Below are 26,819 nucleotides of genomic sequence, written 5' to 3' on the forward strand. Positions count from 1 at the left end.
TACCTCTTGCGATATTAACTAAGATCTAATGGTTATAAGTAATATGTAATAAGTTGTTTTTAGAGATAAGCAGCGCCATTTAAGGCTTCCAGCCCACACGCATCCAATGCATTCGAAGAATATTTTCGATGCTGTTAATGCATACGCCGCTGCAAGCCCCGTTAATGCTTGCTTAGCGTTAAAAGCTATAAAAATGTGCATTTATAGTATTTAAGCGAAGGTATTCATTCGGCCTACTTTCGGCTCCTCAACGCCCGTCGTGATCAAGGAGCTGCACCCATGAACCTCCCCTACAAACGTGTTTTCAGTCTGTTTGCCGTTCCTGCACTGGCGGGCCTGCTGGCGTTCACCGCTCACGCTGATGAACTCAAGGAAATCAGAATCGCCGTGCCCGACCTGAGCGCCGGCACCCAGCACAGCGGCGGTGGCGTGGTTGATGTGCTGCGTGATCAGCAGATCTTGGAAAAAGCCTTCGCTGATCAGGGCATCAAGATTCAGTGGAGTTTCTTCAAAGGTGCCGGGCCGGTGATCAACGAGGCATTTGCCAATGGTCAGGTTGATTTGGCGTATCTGGGCGATCTGGCGGCAATCATCGGCAAGTCCAATGGCCTCGACACCCGCTTGCTCAGTGCCACTGCACGTGGGGTGAAGCAGTATCTGGGCGTGGTGCCGGGTTCGGGGATCAAGACCCTGCAGGATTTGAAAGGCAAGCGCGTGGCGATCTTCAGGGGCACTGCAACACAGTTGTCGTTTGATGCGGCACTGGCCAGCCAAGGCTTGAGCGAGAAGGATCTGAAAGTCATCAACCTCGACTTCACCGGCGCGACCGCTGCGCTGGCAGCGAAGCAGATCGATGCATCGTGGGGCAGTTCCGGATTGGCGGCGCTACAGACCAAAGGGCTGGCCGAGTTGCCGCTGAACACCAAGGATCTCGGTGGCGCAGGCAGCGTGCAGTCGGTATTGGTCGGCACGGGCAAGTTTGTCGATGCGCACCCGGAGGCGGTGGCGAAATTGCTCAAGGCGCAGCAGCAGGCGGTCGAGTGGCTGACCCAGGACAGCAACAAGGCTGCCTACGTGCAATTGGTCTCGGGGCTGGCGAGTTATCCGCCGGTGATCCTCACCGAGGATCTGAAGGATCAGAAATTGAGCGAGGTGTTTCCTTCGACACTGGATCCGGTGTTCCTTGGCAGCTTGCAGGACAAAGTGGATCTGGCGGCGCAGCAGAAGCTGATTCGCAAGCCGTTCAAGGTGAATGACTGGGTGGCGCCTGAGTTGGCGGCGGCCAAACTCTGAATCTCTAGCGTTTGACCCGGTGCCATCGCGAGCAGGCTCACTCCTACATTTGGAATGCGTTCCCCTGTAGGAGTGAGCCTGCTCGCGATAGCGTACTAAACAGCGACACTGACTTCCTGCCGATCCACCGCCACCAATGTCTCAATCAGCGCCCGCGCCGCCGGCGACAGGCGAAACCCGGTGCGACTGACAATCCCGCAGCGCGCATTCATGCTCTCCAGGTTCTGCGGCAAATTGCGCCAGTGCAGCAACACCAGCGAACCCTTGGCAATGTCCTCGACAAACGCCTCTTCCGTACCGACGCCAATCGCATTCGATTGCAGCACCACTTTCACCAGTGCCGGAAAATGCTCGGTCTCGATGGTCGGGGAAAAATCGATGCGCCCACTGAGGTTCGCCAATAATTTGCGAATCCCCGGCGGGATCAGCGTGGTCGCCAGCGGGTAGTCGAACATGTCGTTGGTCGACAGGCTTTCCTTGGCCAGCAACGGATGCCCGGGCCGGCAGAAAAATACCCCGCGCTTGGGTGTCAGCGCTTGGGTCTGGAAGTTCGGATCAGACTCGAAATGACGGATGTCGGCGATGAAGAATTCGATCTCTTCACGGCTCAACGCGCGGCTGAGTTTTTCCCAGTTATCCACCTGAAAACAGGTGCGCACTTTCGGGTGCGCGTTGATGAATTGCGCCACCGCATCCGGCACCAGTTTCACCGCTGGCGCCGGGCCGCAACCGAAGTGCACCTCGCCGGCATCGAGCTTGGTCATCTGCGTCACTTCAGCACTGAGCAGCGCCGCGCCTTGCACCAGGCTCAGGGCGTGTTGCAGCACCACCTGGCCCTCAGGCGTGGGGCGCAAATCTTTGTTGCCGCGATCCACCAGCACGCAGCCGAACTCCTGCTCGAGCCCCTGAATACTGCGGCTGAACGCCGGTTGAGTGATGCCCATCGCGTCCGCCGCACGGACAAAACTGCGGTGTTCGTTAAGGGCGATGAAGTAACGCAACTGGCGAAGATCCATATGCTTTTCCGGCATCCTAAAAATAGCTCGAAGGCATTTGCGACGAGGGTTGCTAGAGGTTTTAAATGCAAGCTCTTATTCCGTCAACGAAGCATGTGAATATCTATTAGATGCAAATGGAATATAGATAGAGCGTTGTTTCGCTGCCGTCCAACCGTAAGCAGTCGATGAGGGCCTACCCATGAGCAATGCCGCACTCGCAGTAAAACCCGCTGTCCACGCGCTGGAAATTCATCCGGTGGCCGGTCGTATCGGCGCCGAGATTCGTGGCGTGCATTTGTCCGGTGAGCTGGACGCCGCCACGGTCGAAGCGATTCAGCAGGCGCTGGTTCAGTACAAAGTCGTGTTCTTCCGTGAGCAGACCCAGCTGGATGATCAGCGGCAGGAAGCCTTCGCCCATCTGCTCGGCGAACCCGTGGCGCACCCGACCGTGCCGACCCGTGAAGGCACGCGTTATCTGCTCGAACTGGACGGTGCCGAAGGCCAGCGCGCCAACTCCTGGCACACCGACGTGACCTTCGTCGACGCCTACCCGAAAGCCTCGATCCTGCGCTCGGTGGTGGCCCCGGCCTTCGGCGGCGACACCCTGTGGGCGAACACCGCGACGGCGTACAACGGCTTGCCGACCGAGCTGCGTGAACTGGCCGACAAACTGGTCGCCGTGCACAGCAACGAATACGACTATGCCAGCGCGAAACCGGACGTCTCGGCAGAGAAGCTGGAGCGCTATCGCAAGGTCTTCACCTCCACCGTTTACGAGACAGAGCACCCGGTAGTCCGCGTGCATCCGATCAGTGGCGAAAAGAGCTTGCTGCTGGGGCATTTCGTCAAACGTATCAAGGGTTATTCGCAGGCGGATTCGGCGCATCTGTTCGGGCTGTTGCAGAGCCATGTGATTCGTCAGGAAAACACCGTGCGCTGGCGCTGGAAGGCCGGTGATGTGGCGATCTGGGATAACCGATCGACGCAGCATTATGCGATTGATGATTACGGCACTCAGGATCGGGTGGTGCGTCGGGTGACGCTCAAGGGTGAAGTGCCAGTGGGCGCGAATGGGCAGCGTAGCCAGACCATCAAAGGTCGTGACTGAAGATCAACAGCCCCTCACCCCAGCCCTCTCCCAGAGGGAGAGGGAGCCGACCGAGTTGTCTTTCGGGATGCATCGACCTGAACAATCCGTTCGATGTTGGATTCGGCAAAGCAGAATCAGGTCGGCGTATAGCTAAAAAACAACTCGGTCAGTCCCCTCTCCCTCTGGGAGAGGGTTAGGGTGAGGGGCTCTTCCCGCTACCAAACACCAATCTGAACAACCTTCTCGGACTCCGGCTCTCCATAACGAAACCGTTGCCCACGCAAATCAATCTCCTGATGACTGATCGTCGTCCGTCGCTTCAACCCCCGCACCCACTCAAACAAATACCCCGCATGCTCCTCGCGCACCGCCGCATACGCCGGGTCATCCCCCACATCACGCAACTCCTGCGGATCATTCAGCAGATCAAACAACTGCGGTCGAAAGCCGTCGTACGCCAGGTATTTCCAGCGCTCGCTACGCACCATGGTCATCCGGCAACGATCAACCGGCTGGCCCAGACGCTCACGCGCCGGCGCTTGGAAGGCGTAGTCGTATTCGCTGATCGCATAGCGGCGCCAGTCCGGATTTTCACCGTGCAGAAGCGGGATCAACGAACGCCCTTCAAGCCGATGCTCTGCCCCCGGCAATCCCAATGCCTGAAGAAACGTCGGCAACGCATCAATGGTTTCCGCCAGTCGATCATCGACGGTTCCTCGGGTGACATCCGCCGCCGCCCGAGGGTCGCGCACGATCAACGGCACCCCCACCGCCTGCTCCAGCAAAAACTCCTTCTCGCCAAGCCAGTGATCACCGAGAAAGTCGCCGTGATCGCTGGTAAACACGATCAACGTGTCATCCCAGCGACCGTTGCTCTGCAGAAAATCGAACAGCCGCCCGAGTTGATCATCCACCTGCTTGATCAGACCCATATACGTAGGGATTACAGTCAATCGTACTGAATCGCGGGAAAAGTTGAGGCTTTCCTCATGCTGGCGAAAGGCAGTGTATACGGGGTGTTTGCTGGCTTCGGAGGGCGTCGCGCGGACCGCTTCGAGAATCGATTTCGTACTGTACAAGGCGTGGTACGGCGCTGGTACGATGTAGGGCCAGTGCGGTTTGATATAGGAAAGGTGTAAACACCACGATTTCTCGCCTTGCTCGGTGATGAAGTCGATGGCTCGATTTGTAGTGTAGACAGTCTCTGAGTGTTGCTCGGGAATTCGTGCTGGCAAATTCGCATGACGCATTTGCCAGCCGCTGAGGATTTCACCGTTTTCGCCTTCGGCAGCATTGGCCCAGTCGTGCCAAGGGTTTTTGCCGTCGAAACCGTGCTCGCGCAGGTAATGGGTGTAGGGCGCGGATTCGCGTTTGTCGTCGAACAGCGGGTCGTCGGGGTAGATGCCGTCGTGGCGCATGTAGGGTTCGAAGCCGACTTCGTTGAGGATTTCGGCCTGCTCGCTCTGCGGATTGATCGCCAGCCGTTGCAAGGCATCGACATTCGCGGTGGCGTGGGTCTTGCCGACCAGCGCGGTACGAATGCCGTGCGGGCGCAGATAGTCGCCGATGGTCAGTTCTTCCAGCGGCAACGGCACGGCGTTCCACGCGACTTGATGGCTGCTCACATAACGCCCGGTGTAAGCCGACATCCGCGACGGGCCGCAGATCGTGCCTTGGGTGTAGGCGTGGCTGAAACGTACGCCGGCGGCAGCGAGTCGATCGATGTTGGGTGTGTGCAGGTGCGGATGGCCGTAGCAGGACAGGTAATCGCGGCGCAGTTGATCGCACATGATGTACAGCACGTTGCGCACGGGGTTTGGCGGGGTGGGCATGGGGTTGACCGGTCAGTGGGACAGGCGAGGTTTTTCGCTTTCAGTGGGGGTGTTCGGCAAGTGCATTTGGGGAATGGGTTTTATGCAGGAAATGCATGGGTGCCTGTACTGGCGCTATCGCGAGCAGGCTCACTCCTACAGGGGAATGCATTTCAAATGTAGGAGTGAGCCTGCTCGCGATAGCGGTCGATCAGACGGCAAGTCTATCCAGCGAACACACCTCCTCATCCACCGCATCAATCGCCTTGATCTGCTCAATCATCGCCTCCGCCAACGGCGACAACCGATACCCCGCGCGGCTGACAATCCCATAGCGGGTGTACAACTCCTCAAGATCATCCGCCAACCCTTCAATGCGCAAACACACCAACTCACCCTTCGCTTGATGCAGTGCATCGGAATATGCCCCGACAATCCCGATCGCATCTGAACGCAGCACCACACTGAGCAAACTGGAGCTGTTTTCACACTCCACATTCGGCGTGAAATCCGGCCGCCCACTGAGGTCGACAATGACCTTGCGCAGGTTCGGCGGACGAATACTCACCGCCAGCGGATAGCTCATCAATTGCTCGGCCGTGACCCGCTCAAACCCGGCCAAAGGGTGGCCGGCACGGCAGCAGAAATGCCACTTGCGCGGTCGCAACCGGTGGGTCAGGTAATCCGGATCTGCCTCGAAGTGCCGAGTGTCCGCGACAAAAAATTCAAACTCTTCGCTGAGTAACCGCTTGCTCAGACTCTGCCAGTCATCGACCTGAAACTGCACCCGCGCTTTCGGATAGCGCCCGATGAAGCTGCCAATCGCCCGCGGAATCAGACCCGCCGCCGGCGCTGGCCCACAACCGAAGCGCAATTCCCCAGCCTCAAGCCCGTTGAACTGGCTGATCTCGTTGGCCATCTGCTGCGCGCCACTGACCAGTCGCCGCGCGTGCTCGAGCAGCACCTGGCCCTGTTTGGTCGGCGGTAATTCCTTGCGCCCGCGATCAACCAACTGACAGCCGACGCTGTGCTCGAGCGCCTGAATGCTGCGGCTGAACGCTGACTGCGACAGGTTCACCGCCTGCGCGCCGGCGACGAAGCTGCGTTGTTCAGCCAGGGCGATGAAGTGACGAAGTTGGCGCAAGTCGATATGCATTTTTCACATAAAAAATATCCGGGAAATGCATTGGATATGCATTAGGTCGACTCCTTATAAAGGCAATCTCTTATGCAGTAAATATCTGTAAATACATAAATAAATAACTTAAAAGAATATACAGCGTTAAAGATGTCTGTGTGTTTTTTGACCAGGAGCCGCGCCATGAGTCCGTTGAACCTTGCGTCACCCCTAACGCCACGACGGCTCAAACGTCTGCCTCTGGCCCTGTTGCTGGCAGGGAGCGCGAGCTGGACTCACGGCTACGCCGCCGATTCTGAAACCCCGGCGCCAGTGCCGGCCGGCAAGCCTGCCGCCAACAGTTCGCAACTGGAAACCGTGACCGTCACCACCCGCCGCCGCGAGGAAAGTTCGCAGGACGTACCGACGCCCATGAGCGTGGTCAGCGGGCAGAATCTGGAGACGCAACGGGTCTACCGGATTCAGGATTTGCAGCAATTGGTGCCCAGCGTCAACGTCGCCTACATGCACGCACGCCAGTCCAGCGTGTCGATCCGCGGCCTCGGTAATAACCCGGCCAGCGATGGTCTTGAAGGCAGCGTTGGTCTGTACATCGACAACGTCTACCTGGGTCGTCCGGGGATGGCGGTGTTTGACTTGATGGACATCGAACAGCTCGAAGTCTTGCGTGGGCCGCAGGGCACGCTGTTCGGCAAAAACACCACCGCCGGGGTGATCAACATCAGCACCCGCGCGCCAACCTTCACCCCTGAGCGCAGCATCGAAACCTCGGTCGGCGAGGACGGGTATTTCCAGACCAAGGGCACCATTTCCGGGCCGCTCAATGATCAACTGGCCGGGCGTTTTTCGGCCTATCGCACCCGTAGCGACGGCGACATCAAAAACGAATACGACGGCCATGATTTGAATGGCGGCTCGCGCGAGGGCTTCCGCGCGCAACTGCTGTTCAAGCCCAACGAAGATTTCAACCTGCGCTGGATCGGCGACTACAACGAAGAGGATTCCAGCGCCGGCACCCGTGTGCTCTACAATACCGGGCCGACCATCAACGGCGTCAACCTGTACCAGTCGCGCGCCAACGCGGCCGGGGCAACGTTGGTCAACGGTTCGCACCGCAAGGTCAATCTGGACAACGACCAGCATGTCACCGTGCATCAGGGTGGCACCTCGGTGGAGGCTAACTGGACGCTTCCGAGCGATTTCACGTTGACCTCGATCAGCTCCTATCGCTTCTGGAATTTCACCCCGCGCAACGACGACGGTCTCAACGTGCCGGCGAGCTATAACGCCGGGGTGTCGGTGGAAGATAAACAGTACTCGCAGGAATTTCGCCTGGCCTCGCCCAAGGGCGAGTTCTTCGATTACGTCGTCGGCGCCTACTACTTCGGTTCGGATCTGGACAATAAATCCTTCGCTTATTACGGCCCGCAAGCCGATATCTGGAATGGCACCGCGCGCGGTGCGCTGGCCAACGTCACCAGCATTGGCAACGGCCATATCAAGACCGACAGTTTTGCGCTGTTCGCCCAAGGCACATGGCACCTCAGCGAGCGGCTGGATTTCACCGCCGGGGTGCGTGGCACTTATGAAGAAAAATCCGCTTGGGTCACGAGGGATGCGCCGATTGGTGGCGCTGCTGTAACAGGCGCGGCGGCCACCGCACGACGTGGTCGTGCCGGCGCTTACGATTCCGGCGATTTGAATCAGTACAGCTCCAGTCCCTCTGGGCTGCTCAATCTCAGCTACCGGATCACCGACGATGTGCTCGGCTACGCCACGTTATCCCACGGCGAGAAATCCGGCGGGGTTAACCTCGCCGTCGGTTCTGCGCCGGTGGCCGGCGCCGATTCGCTACTGATCGGCACTGAACGCGCGAACAACGCCGAACTCGGCTTCAAGAGCACGCTGTGGGATCACCGTCTGCAACTCAATGCCAACGTGTTCTGGACGCAGGTCAACGCTTACCAGACCAACGCCTACGACGCGGAAAACCGCGTGCAATACCTGACCAATGCCGGCTCCGTGCGTTCGCGCGGCGTCGAGTTCGAGAGCACGGTGATCCCGTTGCGCGGCCTGACTCTGAACATCAACGGCTCCTACAACGACGTCAGTTACCTCTCGTACAAAGATGCCCCGTGCCCGCCGGAAGTCAGTCAGGCGCCGGGTGCTCCAGCGTCTTGCGACCTTAGCGGCCATCAAGTGGTCGGCGCCTCGAAATGGATCGGCAACGCCAACGGCGAATACAAATGGAATCTGGATAACGGCTTCGAACCTTACGTCACCGCCAGCTATGCGTTCCGCTCCAAAGCCGTCGGTACGGTCGAGGATTCCGACTACGGCCAGATCCCGAGTTACGCCGTGGTCAACTTCTCCACCGGCCTGCGTGGCGACTTCAATCAGGGCCAGTGGGACGTGTCGCTGTGGCTGAAAAACGCTTTCGACAAAACCTATTACACAACCCTGTGGACGGGCGGCAATGGCGGCTATGAAGGCTTGCTCGGCACGCCGCGCACGTTGGGCGTCACCGGTCGCTACGACTTCTGATTCGTCACTCAAGGAGCTGCATCATGTTGCGTATCAAAACCGCTTTGCCGGTGTTGCTGTCCGGCGCAGTGCTCAGTGCCGGCGCCTTCGCCGCACCGAGTGTTTACCCGACGGGTGTCACCCGTTACGACCCGAACAAGGCGTTCAACCAGTACGTGATTTTCAGCGGCGCCGACAAACAGACGCACTTGATCGACATGAACGGCAACGAGGTGAAAACCTGGCCACAGGCAGGTTTCCCGTCAGCGATCATCGATCCAAAACTGGTCGGCGGCGAGCGCGGGCATGTGTTGCTGCAACTGAGTGACAAGGATCCCGGAAAACTCGGTTCGGCCGGCAACGGTCTGGGCAATCAGAGCGTCGGCGAGCTGGACTGGAGCGGCAAAGTCGTCTGGCAGTGGGGCGACAAGGCGCCCGGTGGCGCCGCGCAACAGCACCATGATCAGCGCCGTTTGAGCAACGGCAACACCATGGTGCTGGCGAACAAGGTGCACACGGTCAAAGGCTTCAAAGTGCCCGAGGTGATCGACGATGCGATCTATGAAGTCAGCCCCGACGGCGCGGTGAAATGGCAGTGGCTGGCCTCGGAGCATCTCAATGAATTCGGCTTCACCGCCGAGCAGTTGAAGCTGGTCCGTGCCAGTGAGAATCCGGACTACCTGCACATCAACAACCTCAGTCTGGTCGGGCCGAACAAGTGGTTCGATGCCGGTGACAAGCGCTTCAATCCGGACAATCTGCTGATCGATTCACGCAACGCGAACTTCATCGCGATCATCGATAAAAACAGCGGCAAAGTGGTCTGGCGTCTTGGCCCGAATTTGCCGCTGATCAACCCGAAAACCGCGCAGAAATTGCCGCGTCCGGTGGATCAGTTTGTCGGTCAGCATGATGCGCACATCATTCCGGCCGGATTGCCTGGAGCCGGCAACGTACTGGTGTTCGATAACCAGGGTTCGGCGGGTTACCCGAACGTCGCCCTTGGACTGATTTCCGGTTCGCGGGTATTGGAAATCGACCCGGTGAAAAACGAAATCGTCTGGCAGTACAGCGCGGCAAATTCGAAGCAGCCGGGCTGGGCGTTTTACAGCTCGTTTATCAGCAGTGCGCGGCGCTTGCCCAACGGCAACACGCTGATCGACGAAGGTATGAATGGACGGTTTTTCCAAGTGACAGCCAGCGGTGAAAACGTCTGGGAATACGTCAGCCCCTATCTCGGCAAGGCGCCAGGCAGCGACGCGATCAGCAACTGGGTGTATCGGTCACTGCCTGTGAGTTATGACTGGGTGCCAACGGGTACGCCACGCTCCGAGACGGCGGTTAATGCCCCGGTTGTCGGTGTGCAGCAAACCAATGCCAGTCGTTAGTTGAATTGGAATTAATGCTCGATCGAACGGCGATAAGTTATGAGCGGGTTGAACAGTGCTTATTGCAATTTGGTTAGTAACTCGCGTGGACAATAATTGAATGTCCAACCATCCTGACTGTCGTGAGTTTCCAGGAGGAAACTTGCTCTCATCGGAAGACACTTATCCAACGATAAAGGAAATCTCGTTATGTCGAGCATTAATGGCAATTATGTAAACGCTAACGCTGGCGCCAAACTGACGATTACCGATGGCAACGATTCCAACGGCACCTTCAGCGGAAAATTCAGCCAGAATGGCGTGAATTACGACATCGCTTATGGTCACTACCATTTCCAGAACAGCACCGGGCAGCCTACGATCATCACGTTCGCGGCGTTGAATGAAGGCACAGGCTATCAGTCCTGGACATTGTTCTCGCCGGATCACAATTACTCGAAAGTTCGTGCGGTTGGCTCGCGCACCAACTTTGACGGTGATGTTGTTGGCCTGGCAGGGGAGTTCCTCAAGCAATAACAGTTGATTAAGCAAAAAGGCCGGTGCACGAAAGTGCCCGGCCTTTTTGCTGTTTCTGGAAAATAATAATCAACTATCTACTTGGTATTAGTCGTCCTGCAAAACCGGGTCAGGCGAATTTGATGCGTTGCATGAATACTTTCAATGCCTGAAAAGCATGCTCTTTTTCACGCATCGCTGCAGCCCGCGTGGCGCGTGGCTTTGGCAGAATTGATCAATTTTTATATTCCATAAAGACCTATGCATAACGTTAAAGATTACTTTCGGAGATAAGCGTCAAGCCCAATGATTCACCCATCGATTCGCCGTGGGGGATTCAACAAAACGGTTGATCGGCAGTTTTTGTAGAGAACGCAAAAAGACCGCAGGGAGTGAATCAATGGGCAATGTCCAGACCGCCGCCAGCGCAGAGGAATTGCTGTGGCGTCAGACGTCGGGTGGCGAGTTGGTCGATCTCGGCCGGCCGCATCGTGTGCCGTTGGGGCAGTTGCGTTTGCAGCGTGCGCCCAAGGGCATTCTGAGTCGGCGCGAAACAATTCTGCTCGGCGTGCTCGCGCTGGTGGTGCATGGCGCGGTGATCTACTGGATCAGCCAGAAGCCGACGCCAGTGCTGCCGATCGTGCCACCGGAAATTCCGCCGATGACCATCGAGTTCTCGCGCCCGGCACCGCCAGCGCCACCGGTAGTCGAGCCGCCGCCACCTGCGCCAGTGGTTGAACCACCACCGCCCGTGGAAGACGAACTCGCGGTAAAACCGCCGCCGCCCAAACCCGTTCCGAAACCTAAACCGGTGGTTAAACAGGCACCCAAACCAGCACCGAAAGCGGTTGAGCAACCACCGGCGCCGCCACAACCGGCAGCCCCGGTTGCAGCGCCAGCGCCACCTGCACCTCCCGCGCCGGCACCGGTAACCCCGGCCTCAGCGAATGCCGCGTACCTGAAAAACCCGGCACCGGAATACCCGTCACTGGCCCAGCGTCGCGGTTGGGAAGGCACGGTGTTGCTGCGCGTGCATGTGTTGGCCAGCGGCAAACCGGGTGAGATCCAGATAGCCAAAAGCAGCGGCCGGCAGCAGCTCGACGACGCGGCGCTGAACGCCGTGAAACGTTGGAGTTTCGTCCCGGCCAAGCAGGGTGATGTCGCCCAGGACGGCTGGGTCAGCGTGCCCATCGATTTCAAGATTCATTAAACCGAAACCAAATTCGCGCGAAACGTTTACACGAGGGAATACATCATGACGTTACTGGCATCTCCACTGGAATCCATCGAAAGCGCGGTGATCTGGCTGCTGGTGGTTTTTTCCGTCGCCACCTGGGGTCTGGCATTGCTCAAGGCTGTGCAGTTCGGGCGTCTGAAGGCACAGGATCGCAAGTTTCATAAACGTTTCTGGGCGGCGTCGAGTCTCGATTCCGCCGCTGAATTGAGCGAAACCCAACCCGGCGCTGCGGCCCGGGTGGCACAGGCCGGTTACGCAGCGATTCAAGTAGGTGAGGCGCCACAGGCCACGGATTTGAGCCAGGCGATCAACCATCAGGATCGACTGGAGCGCGCCCTGCGTCAGCAAATTGTCCGCGAACGCCGTTCGCTGGAAACCGGTCTGGCAGTGGTCGCCAGTATTGGCAGTACGTCGCCGTTCATTGGTTTGTTCGGCACGGTATGGGGAATCATGGAGGCGTTGAAAGGCATCAGCGCGGCTGGCTCGGCGAGCCTGGAAACGGTGGCCGGCCCGATCGGTGCGGCACTGGTCGCAACGGGCGTGGGTATCGCCGTCGCGGTGCCGGCGGTGCTGGTTTACAACTACTTTTTGCGCCGGTTGAAACTGACGGCGGCGGATCTGGATGACTTCGCCCACGACTTCTACAGCCTGGCGCAGAAGAGTGCGTTCCGCGTGTTGATCCATCCGACCGCGCACAAGGTCGCCGCGCCGGGCAACGCAGCAAAAGTGAAGGAGGCGTCCTGATATGGCCTTCTCCACGCAAGACAGTGATGAGGTACTCAGCGAGATCAACGTGACGCCGCTGGTGGACGTGATGCTGGTGCTGCTGGTGGTGTTTATCGTCACCGCGCCGCTGCTGACCAACGCGATCCCGATCAACCTGCCGAAGACTGAAGCGGTGGCGCCGGTCGAGCAGAAGGATCCGCTGGTGGTGAGCATCGACGGCGCCGGCAAACTGTTTATCAACAAGGATGAGATTCAGCCGGACTTGCTGGAATTCAACCTCAAGTCGGCCAAGGCCAAGGACCCGGAAGTGCGCGTGCAATTGCAGGCCGATGACGGGGTGAACTACGGCGAAGTGGCGCGGGCGATGGCTTCGATTGAACGGGCTGGGATTACCAAGTTGTCGGTGATTACTGCGCGGTAACAGATTCAACGTTTTTCCGGGGCCGTCTCCTTGGCAGGGTGCGGCCCTTTTTTTATTTCTGGCAGGGAGAAAAGCCCCTCACCCTAGCCCTCTCCCGGAGGGAGAGGGGACTGACCGCGTTGTTTGGCCGCTATACGCCGATCTGAAATATCCAGTCGAACTCCAAATCTGAAAACCGCATAGATCGGCTCCCTTTCCCCCTCGCCCCCTTGGGGGAGAGGGCTGGGGTGAGGGGGAAAGGATCTAAAGTCATACACAATACTCATATTCAATTCAGATCTTAATAAATAGCTTCTTATTCCTTAACGAATATAAATCCCCTCCCTATACTCGTTCAGGAACAGACACGACGCAGGAGAGCTCCCCATGCGCAACGAATCAATCCGCTACCTGATTGTGCCGGGCTGGCAAGGATCGCCAGAAGATCATTGGCAAAGTCACTGGCAGAACAGCCTGCCGAACAGCGCGCGAGTCGAGCAGGCCGATTGGCTGACGCCGCGTCGTGAAGATTGGGTCGCGGCACTGGCCGAGGCGATTGCTGCCGACAGTACGCCGGTGATCCTTATCGCCCACAGCCTTGGCTGCGTCACGGTTGCCCACTGGGCGGCCACGGCGCCGTTGCAATACCTGCGTCAGGTACGCGGCGCATTGCTGGTTGCGCCGGCCGATGTCGAGCGCCCGGCGTGCGCGCCGGCGCTGCGCAATTTCGCACCGATTCCGACCGATCTGCTGCCATTTCCAAGCCAGGTGGTCAGCTCCGATAACGATGCTGCCGTCAGTGCACCGCGAGCGCTTGAGCTGGCGCGCAACTGGGGCGCCGAGGCGGGGATTCTCGCCGGTGCCGGACACATCAACGTCAAGTCCGGGCATCAGCGCTGGGAGCAGGGTTTTGCTTATCTCTATCGCCTGCAAAACCGCATGGAACACCACGCTCGCCGCCGCGCCTGATTTTTATTTCTTTCAACGCCCCCGTCTCCCGGCGGTTTTGGGCGGGAGTCTGCCATGAGTTTCGAAACCTTCGGTCAGCCATTGCTGACCTTTCCTGACGCGGAAAAAAGCCCCCTGAGCATTCGCGCCAAGGCATTGGTGTTTGTCGACCCACGCTCACGTCAGTTACGTGAAGAGCTGGAGCAATTGGCGCCGCGCTCGACCTCGGTATTGATCCGTGGCGAGACCGGTACGGGTAAAGAATTGCTCGCTCGCCACATCCATCGCGCCAGTGACCGTAGCGGCCTGTTCGTTTCGGTCAATTGCGGTGCGATCAGCCCGACCTACGCCGATGCCGAACTGTTCGGCTATGCCGCCGGCAGTTACAGCGGCTCGGCCAGCAGCCGTGCAGGCTGGTTCGGTTCGGCCAACGGCGGCACGCTGTACCTCGATGAAATCGGCGATTTGCCGCTGCCGATCCAGATCAAACTGCTCGCCGCCCTGGAGAACCACGAAGTCACCCGTGTCGGTGCACATCAACCGAGTCCGGTGGATGTGCGCCTGGTCGCGGCGACCAGCATCGATCTGGCGCAAGCAGTGGACGCCGGCAAATTTCATGAGCGGCTCTATCACTACTTGAGCGAAGGGCAACTGGAACTGCCCGCCTTGCGCGCGCGTATTGGCGACATTCTTTCGTTGGCCGAGTATTTCCTCGGCATCTATAGCCAACGCCTCGACCTGCCCGTGCCGCTGATCAGCGAAGCCGCGCAGCACGTGCTCGAACAACACAGCTGGCCAGGCAACACCCGCGAGCTGGAAAACGTCATTCACTTTGCCTTGCTGGTGAGCACCGGCGACGAGATTCTGCCGGAGCACCTGAATCTGCCCGAGGTGTCTGGGCCGCAGCTTCAGATCGAACGGCTGGTTGCACAAATCAACATCGGCGGCAGCGTCGATGAGCGTAAGGCATTGAAAGATTTGCTGATTCGTTTGGGTGAGGCGTTGTAACCGTTTCGTTCAACATGAACAAAATGGAATATGAAGCTGAATAAACGTTATTGTCCGGGAATAAAAAATCCCGGTATTGTCCGACCCACGCCAGCGATATCACTTCACTGGCACACGTATTAATGCCGTCGTCGATGACGACCGTGATTTTCGATAAGGACACTGCATGAAAAAGGTTCTGTTGTTTACCGCATTGGCGGCTGCTCTGACTGCTTCCCTGGCCAATGCCGGCGAGAAACTGGTGGTTGCCGCGACCCCGGTGCCGCACGCTGAAATCCTTGAGCTGATCAAACCGACCCTGGCCAAAGAAGGCGTGGATCTGGAAATCAAGGTGTTCACCGACTACGTTCAGCCGAACGTACAGGTCGGCGAGAAGCGTCTGGACGCCAACTACTTCCAGACCCTGCCGTACCTGAACAGCTTCAACCAGGGCAAATACAAGGACGACAAGTCCAAGTACCTGGTGACCGTGCAGGGCGTTCACGTTGAACCGTTCGGTGGTTATTCGAGCAAGTACAAGACCCTGGCTGAACTGCCGGACGGCGCCACCATCGCCATCCCGAACGAAGGCAGCAACAGCGGCCGCGCCCTGATCCTGCTGCAGAAGGCTGGCCTGATCGAGCTGAAAGACCCGAAAAACGCTCTGGCAACGCCAAAAGACATCGCCAAGAACCCGCACAACTTCAAGTTCAAGGAACTGGAATCGGCCCTGCTGCCACGCGTTCTGAAAGAAGTTGACCTGGACATGATCAACACCAACTACGCGCTGGAAGCCAAACTGAACCCGCAGAAAGATGCGCTGGTGATTGAAGGCGCTGACTCGCCGTACGTGAACTTCCTGGTGGCCCGTGAGGACAACAAGAACAGCGACGCGATCCAGAAGTTGGCCAAAGCCCTGACCAGCCCGGAAGTCAAAGCGTTCATCGAGAAGAAGTACAACGGCGCGGTACTGCCGGCGTTCTGATCTGACGCTTGAGTGAACCCCTTCAAGGTGTGAAAACGCCGATGGCCAGTGATGGGCATCGGCGTTTTTGTGTGTGCGTTGAAAAAGCCCCTCACCCTAGCCCTCTCCCAGAGGGAGAGGGGACTGATTGGGGGATGCTGTAGAGGTACGCCGACGTGAAAGATCTCTGCTGAATTCATAATCGACTCGATGATTCAGGTCGACGTAATACGCCAGACACCTCGGTCGGCTCTCTCTCCCTCCGGGAGAGGGCTGGGGTGAGGGGACTGATTGGGGGATGCTGTAGAGGTACGCCGATGTGAAAGATTTCTGCCGAATCCATAATCGACTCGGTCTTTCAGGTCGATGTAAAACGCCAGACACCTCGGTCGGCCCCCTCTCCCTCCGGGAGAGGGCTGGGGTGAGGGGACTGATTGGGGGATGCTGTAGAAGTACGCCGATGTGAAAGATCTCTGCCGAATCCATAATCGACTCGATCTTTCAGGTCGATGTATGACGCAAGACACCTCGGTTAGCTCCCTCTCCCTCCGGGAGAGGGCTGGGGTGAGGGGCTTTTGACTTACGCTGCAGCCTTCAACGCCCGCCTCAACGCCACCAACAATTTCACAATCTCCTGCGGATCCAGTCGCTGCGGCACTTTTACGTCCATGTTTTCTTCCTTGTTATGGGTTTGGCCGGGGGAGTCTGGCCAAAAGCTGTTCGTCCTTGGAGGGCTTTCGTGAAAAAAAGATCCGTCCTACAGCGCAAAGGAAAATAGCCTTCTTATTCCTTCCCGGCAAACCCACAGGATAGTTTTTTGGGTGATATCAATATGCTTTAACGGTATTTAAATTCTTGTTTTTATACCTATAAAGTCGGTGCTTGCCGGACAGCCATCCGCTGTCCACGGACTGCACCACCGTCGCTTACCGAGCGGCGTCCAGGACGTTTCATGACTTTCGATTACGCATTTATCCTCAGCACCCTGCCGGCGTTTCTCAAGGCCGTGGGCGTGACGCTGCAGGTGGGTTTTATCGCCATTGGCACCTCGTTGCTGGTGGCGCTGCTCAACGCGACGATTCTGGTGTTCCGCACGCCATACCTGCAAAAACTGGTCGGCCTGTATGTGGAACTGGCGCGCAACACGCCGCTGTTGATCCAGTTGTTTTTCGTCTACTTCGCCTTGCCGGCAGTGGGGATCCAGGTTTCCGGTTTCACCGCCGCAATCATCACCATGACCTTTCTCGGCGGCGCCTACCTCACCGAAGTGCTGCGCGCCGGCGTCGACGCGGTGCCGCAGGCGCAACTGGAATCAGGGCGCTCTATCGGTCTGTCCCACGGCCAGTTGCTGCGCTACGTGATCCTGCCGCAAGCGGGGATTCTCAGCCTGCCGTCGCTGTTCGCCAATTTCATTTTCCTGCTCAAGGAAACCACCGTGGTCTCGGCGGTGGCGGTGCCGGAAATTCTCTACACCACCAAGAGCTACATCGCGCTGTATTACAAAACCTACGAAATGCTCGCCGTGCTGACGCTGATCTGCGTGCTGTTGTTCTTGCCGTTGTCGCTGCTGCTCAGCCGTCTGGAAAGGAGGCTCCAGCATGGCCAGTTCGGGTCTTGAATTGCTTTGGGTGTCGTTGCCGCAATTGGCCAAAGGCGCCGGGCAAACTCTGTCGATCTCGTTTCTGAGCATCGCCATCAGCACCGTCGGCGGCGTGCTCTACGGGGTGTTGCGCACGTTGAACGTGACGTGGTTGAACGCGATTCTGCGGGTGTACCTGGAGCTATTCCGGGCGATCCCGGTGCTGGTCTGGTTGTACCTGTTGTTCTTCGGTCTGCCGATTTTCTTTGGTCTGAGCATTCCGAGTTTCTGGTGCGCGGTGCTGGTGCTGTCCCTGTGGGGCGCCAGCGAGGTGGGCGAAGTGGCGCGCGGTGCGCTGCGTTCGTTACCACGCGGCCAGCGTGAAGCGGGGCTGTCGATTGGTTTGAACACCGCGCAACTCTACGGTTACGTGCTGCTGCCGCAAGCGCTGAAACGCATGACGCCGCCGACCATCAACGTCTACACACGGATCATCAAGACCAGCTCGCTGGCGGTGCTCATCGGTGTGGTCGATGTGATCAAGGTCGGGCAGCAGATCATCGAACGCACCTACGAATCGGTGCTGATCTACGGCGCGCTGTTCCTGTTTTTCTTTTTCATCTGCTATCCGTTGTCGGCCGCCTCGCGCGTGCTGGAGCGGCGCTGGACGCAAGCATGAGCGCATTGATCGAGTTTCACGGTTTCAACAAATTCTATGGCGAGCAGCAAGTGCTCAACGGCATCGACCTGCAAGTGCAGAGCGGCGAAGTGATCGTCATCCTCGGCCCCAGCGGCTGCGGCAAAAGCACCTTGCTGCGTTGCCTCAATGGTCTGGAGGAGGCGCACAGCGGCAGCCTGAAATTTATCGGCCGTGAGCTGCTGGACAAGGCCACCGACTGGCGCGAGATCCGTCAGCAGATCGGTATGGTGTTCCAGAGTTATCACCTGTTCCCGCACATGAGCGTGCTCGACAACCTGCTGCTCGGCCCGCTCAAGGTGCAGAAGCGTCAGCGCCGTGAAGCCCAGCAACAAGCCGAAGCGCTGCTTGAACGCGTGGGACTTTTGGACAAGCGCGATGCCTTCCCGCGTCAGCTCTCCGGCGGCCAGCAGCAACGCATCGCCATCGTCCGATCGCTGTGCATGAACCCACGGGTGATGCTCTTCGACGAAGTCACCGCCGCCCTCGACCCGGAAATGGTCAAGGAAGTTTTGCAGGTCATCCAGGGCCTGGCCCGTGAAGGCATGACCCTGTTGATTGTCACCCATGAAATGGCCTTCGCCCGCGCGGTGGCCGACCGCATCGTGTTCATGGATGCCGGGCGCATCCTTGAACAGAACCCGCCCGAGATTTTCTTTACGAACCCGCAAACCGCACGCGCGCAGCAGTTTCTGGAGAAGTTCTCCTTCGTTGCAACACTGCCAAAAACGAATCCGACAAAGGAACTGGAACTGTTATGAAAACTGCCGCTTTTTTACTGCCTCTACTGAGCCTCGCCTTGCTTGCCGGTTGCAGCAAAACCGAAGAACCGCCGAAGCCGAAAGTCGCCAGTGAAAGCACTGCGCCGGCCGGTTACCTGGACAAGATCAAGGCTCGCGACAAACTGATCGTTGGCGTCTTTACCGATAAGCCGCCATTCGGTTTTGTCGATGAGGCTGGGCGCTACGTCGGTTTCGATACCGACATTGGCCGGCGTTTCGCCAAGGATCTGCTCGGCGATGAAAACAAGGTCGAGTTCGTTGCCGTCGAGCCGGCAAGCCGTATTCCGTTTCTGCAAAGCGACAAGGTCGACCTGATCCTCGCCAACATGACCGTCACGCCTGAGCGCAAGGAAGCGGTGGAGTTCACCAACCCAAACCTCAAGGTCGCGGTGCAGGCGTTGGTGCCGCAAAGCAGCTCGGTGAAAAACCTCGATGATCTGGCGACCCGCACTACCATCGTCACCACTGGCACCACCGCTGATATCTGGCTGACCAAGAATCATCCGGACTGGAAACTGCTGAAATTCGAGAAAAACTCCGAATCGCTGCAAGCTTTGGCCAACGGTCGTGGCGATGCTTATGCACAGGACAACCTGGTGTTGTTCAGCTGGGCCAAGCAGAACCCGGGCTATCGCGTGCTCGATGAAAAGCTCGGTGCCGAAGCGCCGATTGCGCCGGCGGTGAAGAAGGGCAATATCGAATTGCGTGACTGGGTGAATACCGAGCTGACCAAGCTGGGTGAGGAGAAGTATCTGCTCAAGCTGTACGACCAATATGTGCGTAAAGAGCTGAGTGATGACACCAAGCCTGAGAGTGTGATTGTTGAAGGCGGCAAGTGGCAGGGGTGATTGTCTGTCAGGTCGGTGGTGAGGCCTGCCCCTCACCCCAGCCCTCTCCCGAGGGAGAGGGAGCCGACCGAGGTGTCTTGCATCAGACATCGACCTGACAAACCGAGTCGATTATGGATTCACAGACGCATTTCGCGTCGGCGTCACTTCGACTTTGGATTCACAGATGCATTTCGCGTCGGCGTAGCTTCGTCTTTGGATTCACAGATGCATTTTCATGTCGGCGTCACTCTTGAGCATCTCCCAATCAGTCCCCTCTCCCTCTGGGAGAGGGTTAGGGTGAGGGGCTTTTGGCTTGAACGCTCAATCCGGCCAGTTCCACGCCGGCTCATCCAGCACCCGCTGCCCGACAATCCCGGTCTGCCCCAGTGTCTTCTCCAGCACAATGCAGTTGCACTCCGGATCTTCCTGCAACGCCGAAATCAACCGCCGCGCATGCGACACCACCCACACCTGACACTGCTCCGAGGCACGGACAATCAACCGCGCCAACGCTGGCAGCAGATCCGGGTGCAAACTGGTTTCCGGTTCGTTCAGTACCATCAATGACGGTGGCCGTGGCGTCAGTAATGCCGCGACGAGCAGCAGATAGCGCAACGTCCCGTCCGACAGCTCCGCCGCCGACAATGGCCGCAACAAACCTTCCTGATAAAACTCGATGGCAAACCGTCCACCGGCCTGCGCTTCGATATGCACCCGCGCGCCCGGAAACGCATCGGTAATCGCCGCACGCATCGCATCCCCATCGCCAATCTCGATAATGGTCTGCAACGCCGCCGCCAGATCACGGCCGTCGTGATGCAGCACCGGCGTGCGTGTGCCCAATTGCGGCTGGCGCACCGGTGCATCGGCATCGCTGCGAAAGTGATCGTAAAAGCGCCAGCGACGAATGAACTCACGCATCTGGAACACTTCCGGTGAGCTGCGCAGGCTGCCGACCTGATCGAACAGACTGTCAAAGTTCGGCGTGTGCTGTGCCAGCACATCCCATTGGCGCTCGGCGCGTGCGCGGATCATCGGGCCGTCACGATCCACCAGCAGGCTGGCGGGACGGTAGAGCGCACCGGCCCAGATGCATTCGCGCTTGATCTGCGGGTCAAGGCTGAAACGCGAGGGGATCGGCCGTGAATGTTCGGGCAACATGAAGTGCCCGTTGGAATCGGGCAGGCCGAGGCTGATCGAATAACTGAAGTCCTCCCCGGCAAATCCCAGACGCAGGCGCTTCACACCTTGGCGCACCGTCGACTGGATCGGCACTTCGCCGTTGCGCATACGCCGGCTGATGGTTTCCGGCCCGGCCCAGAAGGTCGACTCCAGCCCGCCTTCACGGGCCAGCGCATTGACCACGCCACCCTGAGCGGTTTCCGCCAACAGGCGCAAGGCCCGGTAGAGATTGGATTTGCCGCTGCCGTTGGGGCCGGTGATCAGGTTCAGCCGGCCGAGCGGGATCACCAGTTTGTTGATCGAGCGGTAATTGGCCACTGCCAGAGTGTTGAGCATGGAATTCCTTCTCTTGAGACGCCTATTGTAGGAGCTGCCGCAGGAAAACATGGGGGACGAACGGGCGAACGTTGAACCCTGTTCTAAGCTCACAGTCGTATCGTCACTTGCACGTTCGTACACAGGAAGGAGTCTGCATGGCGAGTCCCGGTTTGAAAACAGCGGTCATGCTGAGTCTGTTCACTTTGCTGACCGCATGCGGCGAGAAAAAAGCTCCTGAGGAATACCTGCCCAGGGTCTTCGTACAGGAAGTGAAACCCACGGATTACGCGGCTGCGGTGACATTGACCGGGGACGTGCAGGCGCGCGTGCAGACCGAACTGTCGTTCCGCGTCGGCGGCAAGATCATCCAGCGCATGGTCGACGTCGGCGACCGGGTTACCGCCAAACAGGTGCTGGCCAAACTCGACCCCAAGGATTTACAGACCAACGTCGATTCGGCTCAAGCCCAGGTCGTTGCTGAACAAGCCCGGGTGAAACAGAGCGCTGCGGCCTTCGTGCGCCAGCAAAAACTCCTGCCCAAGGGCTACACCAGCCAGAGCGAATACGATTCCGCCCAAGCCGCGTTACGCAGCAGCCAGAGCGCCTTGAGCGCGGCGCAGGCGCAATTGGCCAATGCCAAAGATCAGTTGAGCTACACCGCGTTGATTGCCGATGCTCCGGGGGTGATCACCGAGCGCCAAGCCGAAGTCGGCCAGGTCGTGCAGGCCACTGCGCCGATTTTCAGTCTGGCTCGCGATGGCGACCGTGACGCGGTGTTCAACGTATACGAGTCGCTGCTGGCCGAGCGTCCTGCGGATCCCTCGATCGTCGTCAGCCTGCTCGATAACCCTGCCATCAAAACCACCGGCACGGTGCGTGAAATCACCCCGGCGGTGTCGGCGCAGTCCGGCACGGTGCAAGTCAAAGTCAGCCTCGACAGCCTGCCACAGGGGATGCAGCTGGGCTCGGTGGTCAGCGCCACCGCCAAGGGCAGCGGCAAGTCGGCAGTCGAACTGCCGTGGTCAGCGCTGACGAAAAACATCAGTGATCCGGCGGTGTGGATGGTCGACGATAAAGGTGAAGCGCAGTTGCACAACGTGACCGTCGGCCGCTACCTGATCGGCAAGGTCATCATCAGCGAAGGCCTCAAGGGCGGGGAGAAAGTCATCGTCGCCGGTGGGCAGTTGCTGCATCCCGGCATGAAAGTCGAAATCGCTGAAAACACCTACAAGGGTCTGCAACCGGGAGCACAGCCATGAAGCGTCTGGGGCTGTTATCCGTGGGGGTGTTGCTGGCGGCCTGCTCGAAAAGCGAGCCACCTCCGGAGCCGGTACGTCCGGTGTTATCGGTCAAGGTTCAAGCGTTGAGCGAGGAAAGCCTCGGGCGTTTCGCCGGCAGCATCCAGGCGCGTTATGAAAGCAACACCGGTTTCCGCGTCGGTGGCCGCATCGCCAGCCGCAACGTCGATGTCGGAGCCGAAGTGCAAAAGGGCACGCTGCTCGCCACCCTCGATCCGTCTGATCAGCAGAACCAATTGCGTTCGGCCCAGGGCGACCTGGCCAAGGTTCAGGCGCAACTGATCAATGCCCAGGCCAATGCCCGCCGTCAGCAGGCGCTGTTCGATCGTGGCGTCGGGGCGCAGGCACAACTGGACATCGCCACCACGGACTTGAAAACCACCCAGGCCTCGCTGGACCAGGCACGGGCGGCGGTCAATCAAAGCAAGGATCAGCTCGGCTACACCGAACTGCGTTCCGACCATAAAGCCGTGGTCACCGCGTGGAACGCCGAAGCCGGGCAAGTGGTGACGGCGGGCCAGCAGGTCGTGACCCTGGCGCAACCGGACATCAAGGAAGCGGTGATCGATCTGCCCGACACCCTGGTCGATCAGATTCCCTCCGACGTGGTGTTTCTGGTGGCCGGGCAACTCGACCCGAGCATCAACACCACGGCAACCCTTCGCGAGATCGAACCGCAGGCGCAAAGCGCCACGCGTACTCGTCGCGCACGCCTGACGCTGGCCGAGACACCGGACGGTTTCCGCCTCGGCACGGCGATCAGCGTGACCCTCAGTTCGGCGATCAAACCGCGCATCGAATTGCCGGCTACCGCTTTGCAGGAGGTCGACGGCAAACCACGGATCTGGGTCATCGACACCCAGAGCAAAACCGTCAGCCCCCGCGACGTCAGCGTGATCAGCCGCACCGACAGCAGTGTGGTGCTTGCGGGTGGCGTGAAGAACGGCGAGCGCGTGGTCAGCGCCGGCGTCAACAGCCTCAAACCCGGACAATCGGTAAAACTTGACGAGGACAGTCAATGAAAGGCTCTTTCAACCTCTCCGAATGGGCCCTCAAGCATCAGTCATTCGTCTGGTACCTGATGTTCGTCGCGTTGCTGATGGGCGTGTTCTCATACTTCAATCTGGGCCGCGAAGAAGACCCGTCGTTCACCATCAAAACCATGGTGATCCAGACCAAATGGCCGGGCGCGACCCAGGAAGAAACCCTCGCGCAGGTCACCGACCGCATTGAGAAAAAACTCGAAGAACTCGACTCCCTCGACTACGTGAAAAGTTACACGCGCCCCGGCGAATCGACGGTGTACGTGTACCTGCGCGACACCACCAGCGCCAAGGACATCCCGGAAATCTGGTACCAGGTGCGCAAGAAGATCGACGACATTCGCGGGCAGTTCCCCAAAGGTATTCAGGGGCCCGGGTTCAACGACGAGTTCGGTGATGTGTTCGGCTCGGTCTACGCCTTCACCGCCGACGGCCTGACCATGCGCCAGTTGCGCGATTACGTAGAACAGGCGCGGGCCGAGATCCGCAATGTACCGGGGCTGGGCAAGATCGAAATGATCGGCCAGCAGGACGAAGTGATTTATCTGAACTTCTCTACCCGCAAACTGGCGGCGTTGGGTATCGATCAGCGTCAGGTTGTGCAGAGCCTGCAATCGCAGAACGCCGTGACCCCGGCCGGTGTGATCGAGGCCGGTCCTGAGCGGATTTCCGTGCGCACTTCGGGGCAATTCGCCTCGGAAAAAGATCTCGCCGAGGTCAATCTCAAGCTCAACGACCGTTTCTATCGTTTGGCTGACATCGCCGACATCACTCGCGGTTACACCGATCCGGCTACCCCGGAATTTCGCTTTGACGGCAAACCGGCCATCGGTCTGGCGATTGCCATGCAGAAGGGCGGCAACGTTCAGGAATTCGGCAAGGCGTTGCACCAGCGCATCGATGAACTGACCGCAGACTTGCCGGTTGGCGTGGGTGTGCACACCGTGTCCGATCAGGCGGTGGTGGTGGAGGAGGCCGTTGGTGGCTTTACCAGCGCGCTGTTCGAAGCCGTGATCATCGTGCTGGTGGTGAGTTTTATCAGCCTCGGCGTGCGCGCCGGCCTGGTGGTGGCGTGCTCGATTCCGCTGGTGTTGGCGATGGTGTTTGTGTTCATGGAATACAGTGGCATCACCATGCAGCGGATTTCTCTCGGCGCATTGATCATCGCCCTCGGCCTGTTGGTCGACGATGCGATGATCACCGTGGAGATGATGGTCACGCGCCTGGAAATGGGCGAGAGCAAGGAGGAGGCTGCGACGTACGCCTACACCTCGACGGCGTTCCCGATGCTCACCGGGACGCTGGTGACGGTCGCCGGTTTCGTGCCCATCGGCCTCAACGCCAGTTCCGCCGGTGAGTACACCTACACGCTGTTCGCGGTGATTGCCGTGGCCATGATTGTGTCGTGGATTGTCGCGGTGTTCTTCGCGCCGGTGATCGGCGTGCACATTCTCAGCGCCAACGTGAAACCCCATGACGCCGAGCCGGGCCGCGTCGGGCGTGCGTTCAATGGCGGTCTGTTGTGGGCGATGCGCAATCGCTGGTGGGCGATCGGTATCACCGTGCTGCTGTTTGCCCTGTCGATTTTTTGCATGCGCTTTGTGCAGAATCAGTTCTTCCCGGCATCGGACCGCCCGGAAATTCTCGTCGACCTGAACCTGCCACAAAATGCCTCCATCGACGAAACACGCAAAGCCGTCGACAAGCTGGAAGCAACCCTCAAAGGCGACCCGGACATTGTGCGCTGGAGCACCTACATCGGTCAGGGCGCGATCCGTTTCTACCTGCCGCTCGACCAGCAATTGCAAAACCCGTACTACGCACAACTGGTGATCGTCAGCAAAGACTTCGAGGCCCGGGAGGCACTGAGTCAGCGTCTGCGCGAGCGCTTGCACAAGGACTTCGTCGGCATCGGCAGTTACGTCCAGGCGCTGGAAATGGGCCCGCCGGTGGGGCGGCCAATCCAGTACCGGGTCAGTGGCAAGGACATCGATCAAGTGCGCAAGCACGCCATCGATCTCGCCACCGAACTGGACAAGAACTCGCACATTGGCGAAATCATTTACGACTGGAACGAGCCGGGCAAAGTCCTGCGCATCGACATCGCCCAGGACAAGGCACGCCAGCTCGGGCTGTCGTCCGAAGACGTGGCGAACCTGATGAACAGCATCGTCAGCGGCGCGCCGCTGACCCAGGTCAACGACGACATCTACCTGATCAATGTGGTCGGCCGGGCGGTGAATTCGGAGCGTGGTACGCCGGAAACCCTGCAGAATCTGCAGATCGTTACGCCCAACGGCACATCGATACCGTTACTGGCGTTCGCCACTGTGCGCTATGAGCTGGAACAGCCGCTGGTGTGGCGTCGCGACCGCTTGCCGACCATCACCATCAAGGCCTCGGTGCGCGACGAGATCCAGCCGACCGATCTGGTGAAACTGCTCAAGCCGTCGATTGATGCCTTCGCCGAGAAATTGCCGGTCGGCTACAAAGTCGCCACCGGCGGTACGGTCGAGGAGAGCGGCAAGGCCCAGGGGCCGATTGCCAAGGTTCTGCCATTGATGCTGTTTTTGATGGCGACCTTTCTGATGATCCAGTTGCACAGCGTGCAGAAGATGTTCCTCGTCGCCAGTGTCGCGCCGCTGGGGCTGATCGGCGTGGTGCTGGCACTGGTGCCGACCGGCACGCCGATGGGTTTCGTGGCGATTCTGGGGATTCTGGCGCTGATCGGCATCATCATCCGTAACTCGGTGATTCTGGTGACGCAGATCGATGAGTTCGAGAAGAAGGGCTATGCGCCGTGGGATGCAGTGGTCGAGGCGACCGAGCATCGGCGTCGGCCGATCCTGCTGACCGCGGCGGCGGCGAGCATGGGCATGATCCCCATCGCCCGGGAAGTGTTCTGGGGGCCGATGGCGTACGCGATGATTGGCGGGATCGTGGTGGCGACGTTGCTGACGTTGCTGTTCCTGCCGGCGCTGTATGTGGCCTGGTACAAGATTCGCGAGCCGAAGAAGGATTGAGTCAACAGCGACCCTCACCCTAACCCTCTCCCAAAGGGAGAGGGGACTGATTGGGGGATGCCTTGGAGA

22 protein-coding genes are annotated in these 26,819 nt (G+C 58.9%); 18 read left to right on the top strand and 4 right to left on the bottom strand.

Features of this window, described 5'->3' with window-relative positions:
• The first annotated feature begins 279 nt into the window (after window positions 1-279).
• Window positions 280-1,293: an ABC transporter substrate-binding protein gene (locus tag VY732_RS00970; protein WP_331693438.1), complete on the top strand. Its 1,014-nt coding sequence runs from the start codon at window positions 280-282 to the stop codon at window positions 1,291-1,293.
• 95 nt (window positions 1,294-1,388) lie between these two features.
• On the opposite strand, the gene VY732_RS00975 is transcribed toward VY732_RS00970, so the two are convergent.
• Window positions 1,389-2,309 (bottom strand): LysR family transcriptional regulator, encoded by a 921-nt coding sequence (locus VY732_RS00975; RefSeq protein WP_064117472.1) that lies wholly within the window; start codon window positions 2,307-2,309, stop codon window positions 1,389-1,391.
• A gap of 181 nt (window positions 2,310-2,490) precedes the next feature.
• Here VY732_RS00975 and VY732_RS00980 point away from each other — a divergent pair, with 181 nt between their 5' ends.
• A complete protein-coding gene (locus VY732_RS00980) occupies window positions 2,491-3,399 on the top strand; it encodes a TauD/TfdA dioxygenase family protein (protein ID WP_331693439.1) in 909 nt (302 codons plus the stop codon).
• Window positions 3,400-3,596: 197 nt separating this feature from the next.
• On the opposite strand, the gene VY732_RS00985 is transcribed toward VY732_RS00980, so the two are convergent.
• Together VY732_RS00985 and VY732_RS00990 are read right to left on the bottom strand one after the other, a co-directional pair.
• A complete protein-coding gene (locus VY732_RS00985; protein WP_331693440.1) occupies window positions 3,597-5,213 on the bottom strand; it encodes an alkaline phosphatase family protein in 1,617 nt (538 codons plus the stop codon).
• 190 nt (window positions 5,214-5,403) lie between these two features.
• Complete coding sequence (locus VY732_RS00990) at window positions 5,404-6,348, bottom strand: LysR family transcriptional regulator (protein WP_116029333.1); 945 nt, start codon at window positions 6,346-6,348, stop codon at window positions 5,404-5,406.
• A gap of 165 nt (window positions 6,349-6,513) precedes the next feature.
• Here VY732_RS00990 and VY732_RS00995 point away from each other — a divergent pair, with 165 nt between their 5' ends.
• The 13 genes from VY732_RS00995 (at window position 6,514) to VY732_RS01055 (ending at window position 19,904) form a co-directional block, all read left to right on the top strand.
• Window positions 6,514-8,874, top strand: a complete 2,361-nt coding sequence (locus VY732_RS00995) for a TonB-dependent receptor (protein WP_331693441.1) — start codon at window positions 6,514-6,516, stop codon at window positions 8,872-8,874.
• A gap of 23 nt (window positions 8,875-8,897) precedes the next feature.
• Window positions 8,898-10,241, top strand: a complete 1,344-nt coding sequence (locus VY732_RS01000) for an aryl-sulfate sulfotransferase (protein WP_331693442.1) — start codon at window positions 8,898-8,900, stop codon at window positions 10,239-10,241.
• A 189-nt stretch (window positions 10,242-10,430) separates the two neighbouring features.
• Window positions 10,431-10,757: a hypothetical protein gene (locus VY732_RS01005; protein WP_137218308.1), complete on the top strand. Its 327-nt coding sequence runs from the start codon at window positions 10,431-10,433 to the stop codon at window positions 10,755-10,757.
• Window positions 10,758-11,136: 379 nt separating this feature from the next.
• A complete protein-coding gene (locus VY732_RS01010) occupies window positions 11,137-11,946 on the top strand; it encodes an energy transducer TonB (protein ID WP_331693444.1) in 810 nt (269 codons plus the stop codon).
• A gap of 45 nt (window positions 11,947-11,991) precedes the next feature.
• A complete protein-coding gene (locus VY732_RS01015) occupies window positions 11,992-12,717 on the top strand; it encodes a MotA/TolQ/ExbB proton channel family protein (protein ID WP_077570154.1) in 726 nt (241 codons plus the stop codon).
• Window position 12,718: 1 nt separating this feature from the next.
• The gene (locus VY732_RS01020; RefSeq protein WP_003220570.1) at window positions 12,719-13,120 is read left to right on the top strand and encodes an ExbD/TolR family protein; all 402 of its coding nucleotides are present in this window, start codon (window positions 12,719-12,721) and stop codon (window positions 13,118-13,120) included.
• A gap of 366 nt (window positions 13,121-13,486) precedes the next feature.
• Window positions 13,487-14,068, top strand: coding sequence for an alpha/beta hydrolase (locus VY732_RS01025; RefSeq protein WP_077570156.1), 582 nt, complete (start codon window positions 13,487-13,489; stop codon window positions 14,066-14,068).
• Between the two features lie 54 nt (window positions 14,069-14,122).
• Window positions 14,123-15,055 carry a sigma 54-interacting transcriptional regulator gene (locus VY732_RS01030; protein WP_077570158.1) on the top strand — a complete coding sequence of 311 codons (933 nt, stop codon included), beginning with the start codon at window positions 14,123-14,125 and terminating at the stop codon, window positions 15,053-15,055.
• Between the two features lie 166 nt (window positions 15,056-15,221).
• Window positions 15,222-16,019 (top strand): MetQ/NlpA family ABC transporter substrate-binding protein, encoded by a 798-nt coding sequence (locus tag VY732_RS01035; RefSeq protein WP_007918708.1) that lies wholly within the window; start codon window positions 15,222-15,224, stop codon window positions 16,017-16,019.
• Window positions 16,020-16,950: 931 nt separating this feature from the next.
• A complete protein-coding gene (locus tag VY732_RS01040; RefSeq protein ID WP_008083580.1) occupies window positions 16,951-17,616 on the top strand; it encodes an amino acid ABC transporter permease in 666 nt (221 codons plus the stop codon).
• Entirely contained in the window at window positions 17,597-18,256 is a 660-nt protein-coding gene (locus VY732_RS01045; RefSeq protein WP_331693454.1) for an amino acid ABC transporter permease, read from the top strand. The genes VY732_RS01040 and VY732_RS01045 overlap by 20 nt, the downstream gene beginning before the upstream one ends.
• Window positions 18,253-19,035, top strand: coding sequence for an amino acid ABC transporter ATP-binding protein (locus VY732_RS01050; RefSeq protein ID WP_116029328.1), 783 nt, complete (start codon window positions 18,253-18,255; stop codon window positions 19,033-19,035). Before VY732_RS01045 ends, VY732_RS01050 begins: the two co-directional genes overlap by 4 nt.
• Window positions 19,032-19,904 carry a transporter substrate-binding domain-containing protein gene (locus tag VY732_RS01055; protein WP_016985632.1) on the top strand — a complete coding sequence of 291 codons (873 nt, stop codon included), beginning with the start codon at window positions 19,032-19,034 and terminating at the stop codon, window positions 19,902-19,904. Before VY732_RS01050 ends, VY732_RS01055 begins: the two co-directional genes overlap by 4 nt.
• A gap of 303 nt (window positions 19,905-20,207) precedes the next feature.
• On the opposite strand, the gene VY732_RS01060 is transcribed toward VY732_RS01055, so the two are convergent.
• Window positions 20,208-21,404 carry an AAA family ATPase gene (locus VY732_RS01060; protein ID WP_331693455.1) on the bottom strand — a complete coding sequence of 399 codons (1,197 nt, stop codon included), beginning with the start codon at window positions 21,402-21,404 and terminating at the stop codon, window positions 20,208-20,210.
• Between the two features lie 137 nt (window positions 21,405-21,541).
• Between VY732_RS01060 and VY732_RS01065 the strand changes: the two genes are divergently transcribed.
• Genes VY732_RS01065 through VY732_RS01075 form a run of 3 tightly spaced genes read left to right on the top strand, consistent with a single transcriptional unit; the run spans window position 21,542 to window position 26,750 of the window.
• Window positions 21,542-22,645, top strand: coding sequence for an efflux RND transporter periplasmic adaptor subunit (locus VY732_RS01065; RefSeq protein ID WP_077570166.1), 1,104 nt, complete (start codon window positions 21,542-21,544; stop codon window positions 22,643-22,645).
• Window positions 22,642-23,706 (top strand): efflux RND transporter periplasmic adaptor subunit, encoded by a 1,065-nt coding sequence (locus tag VY732_RS01070; protein ID WP_331693457.1) that lies wholly within the window; start codon window positions 22,642-22,644, stop codon window positions 23,704-23,706. Before VY732_RS01065 ends, VY732_RS01070 begins: the two co-directional genes overlap by 4 nt.
• The gene (locus VY732_RS01075; RefSeq protein ID WP_331693460.1) at window positions 23,703-26,750 is read left to right on the top strand and encodes an efflux RND transporter permease subunit; all 3,048 of its coding nucleotides are present in this window, start codon (window positions 23,703-23,705) and stop codon (window positions 26,748-26,750) included. Before VY732_RS01070 ends, VY732_RS01075 begins: the two co-directional genes overlap by 4 nt.
• Window positions 26,751-26,819 lie beyond the last annotated feature (69 nt).

Source organism: Pseudomonas sp. ZY71 (genome assembly GCF_036542145.1).
Lineage (GTDB): Bacteria > Pseudomonadota > Gammaproteobacteria > Pseudomonadales > Pseudomonadaceae > Aquipseudomonas > Aquipseudomonas koreensis_A.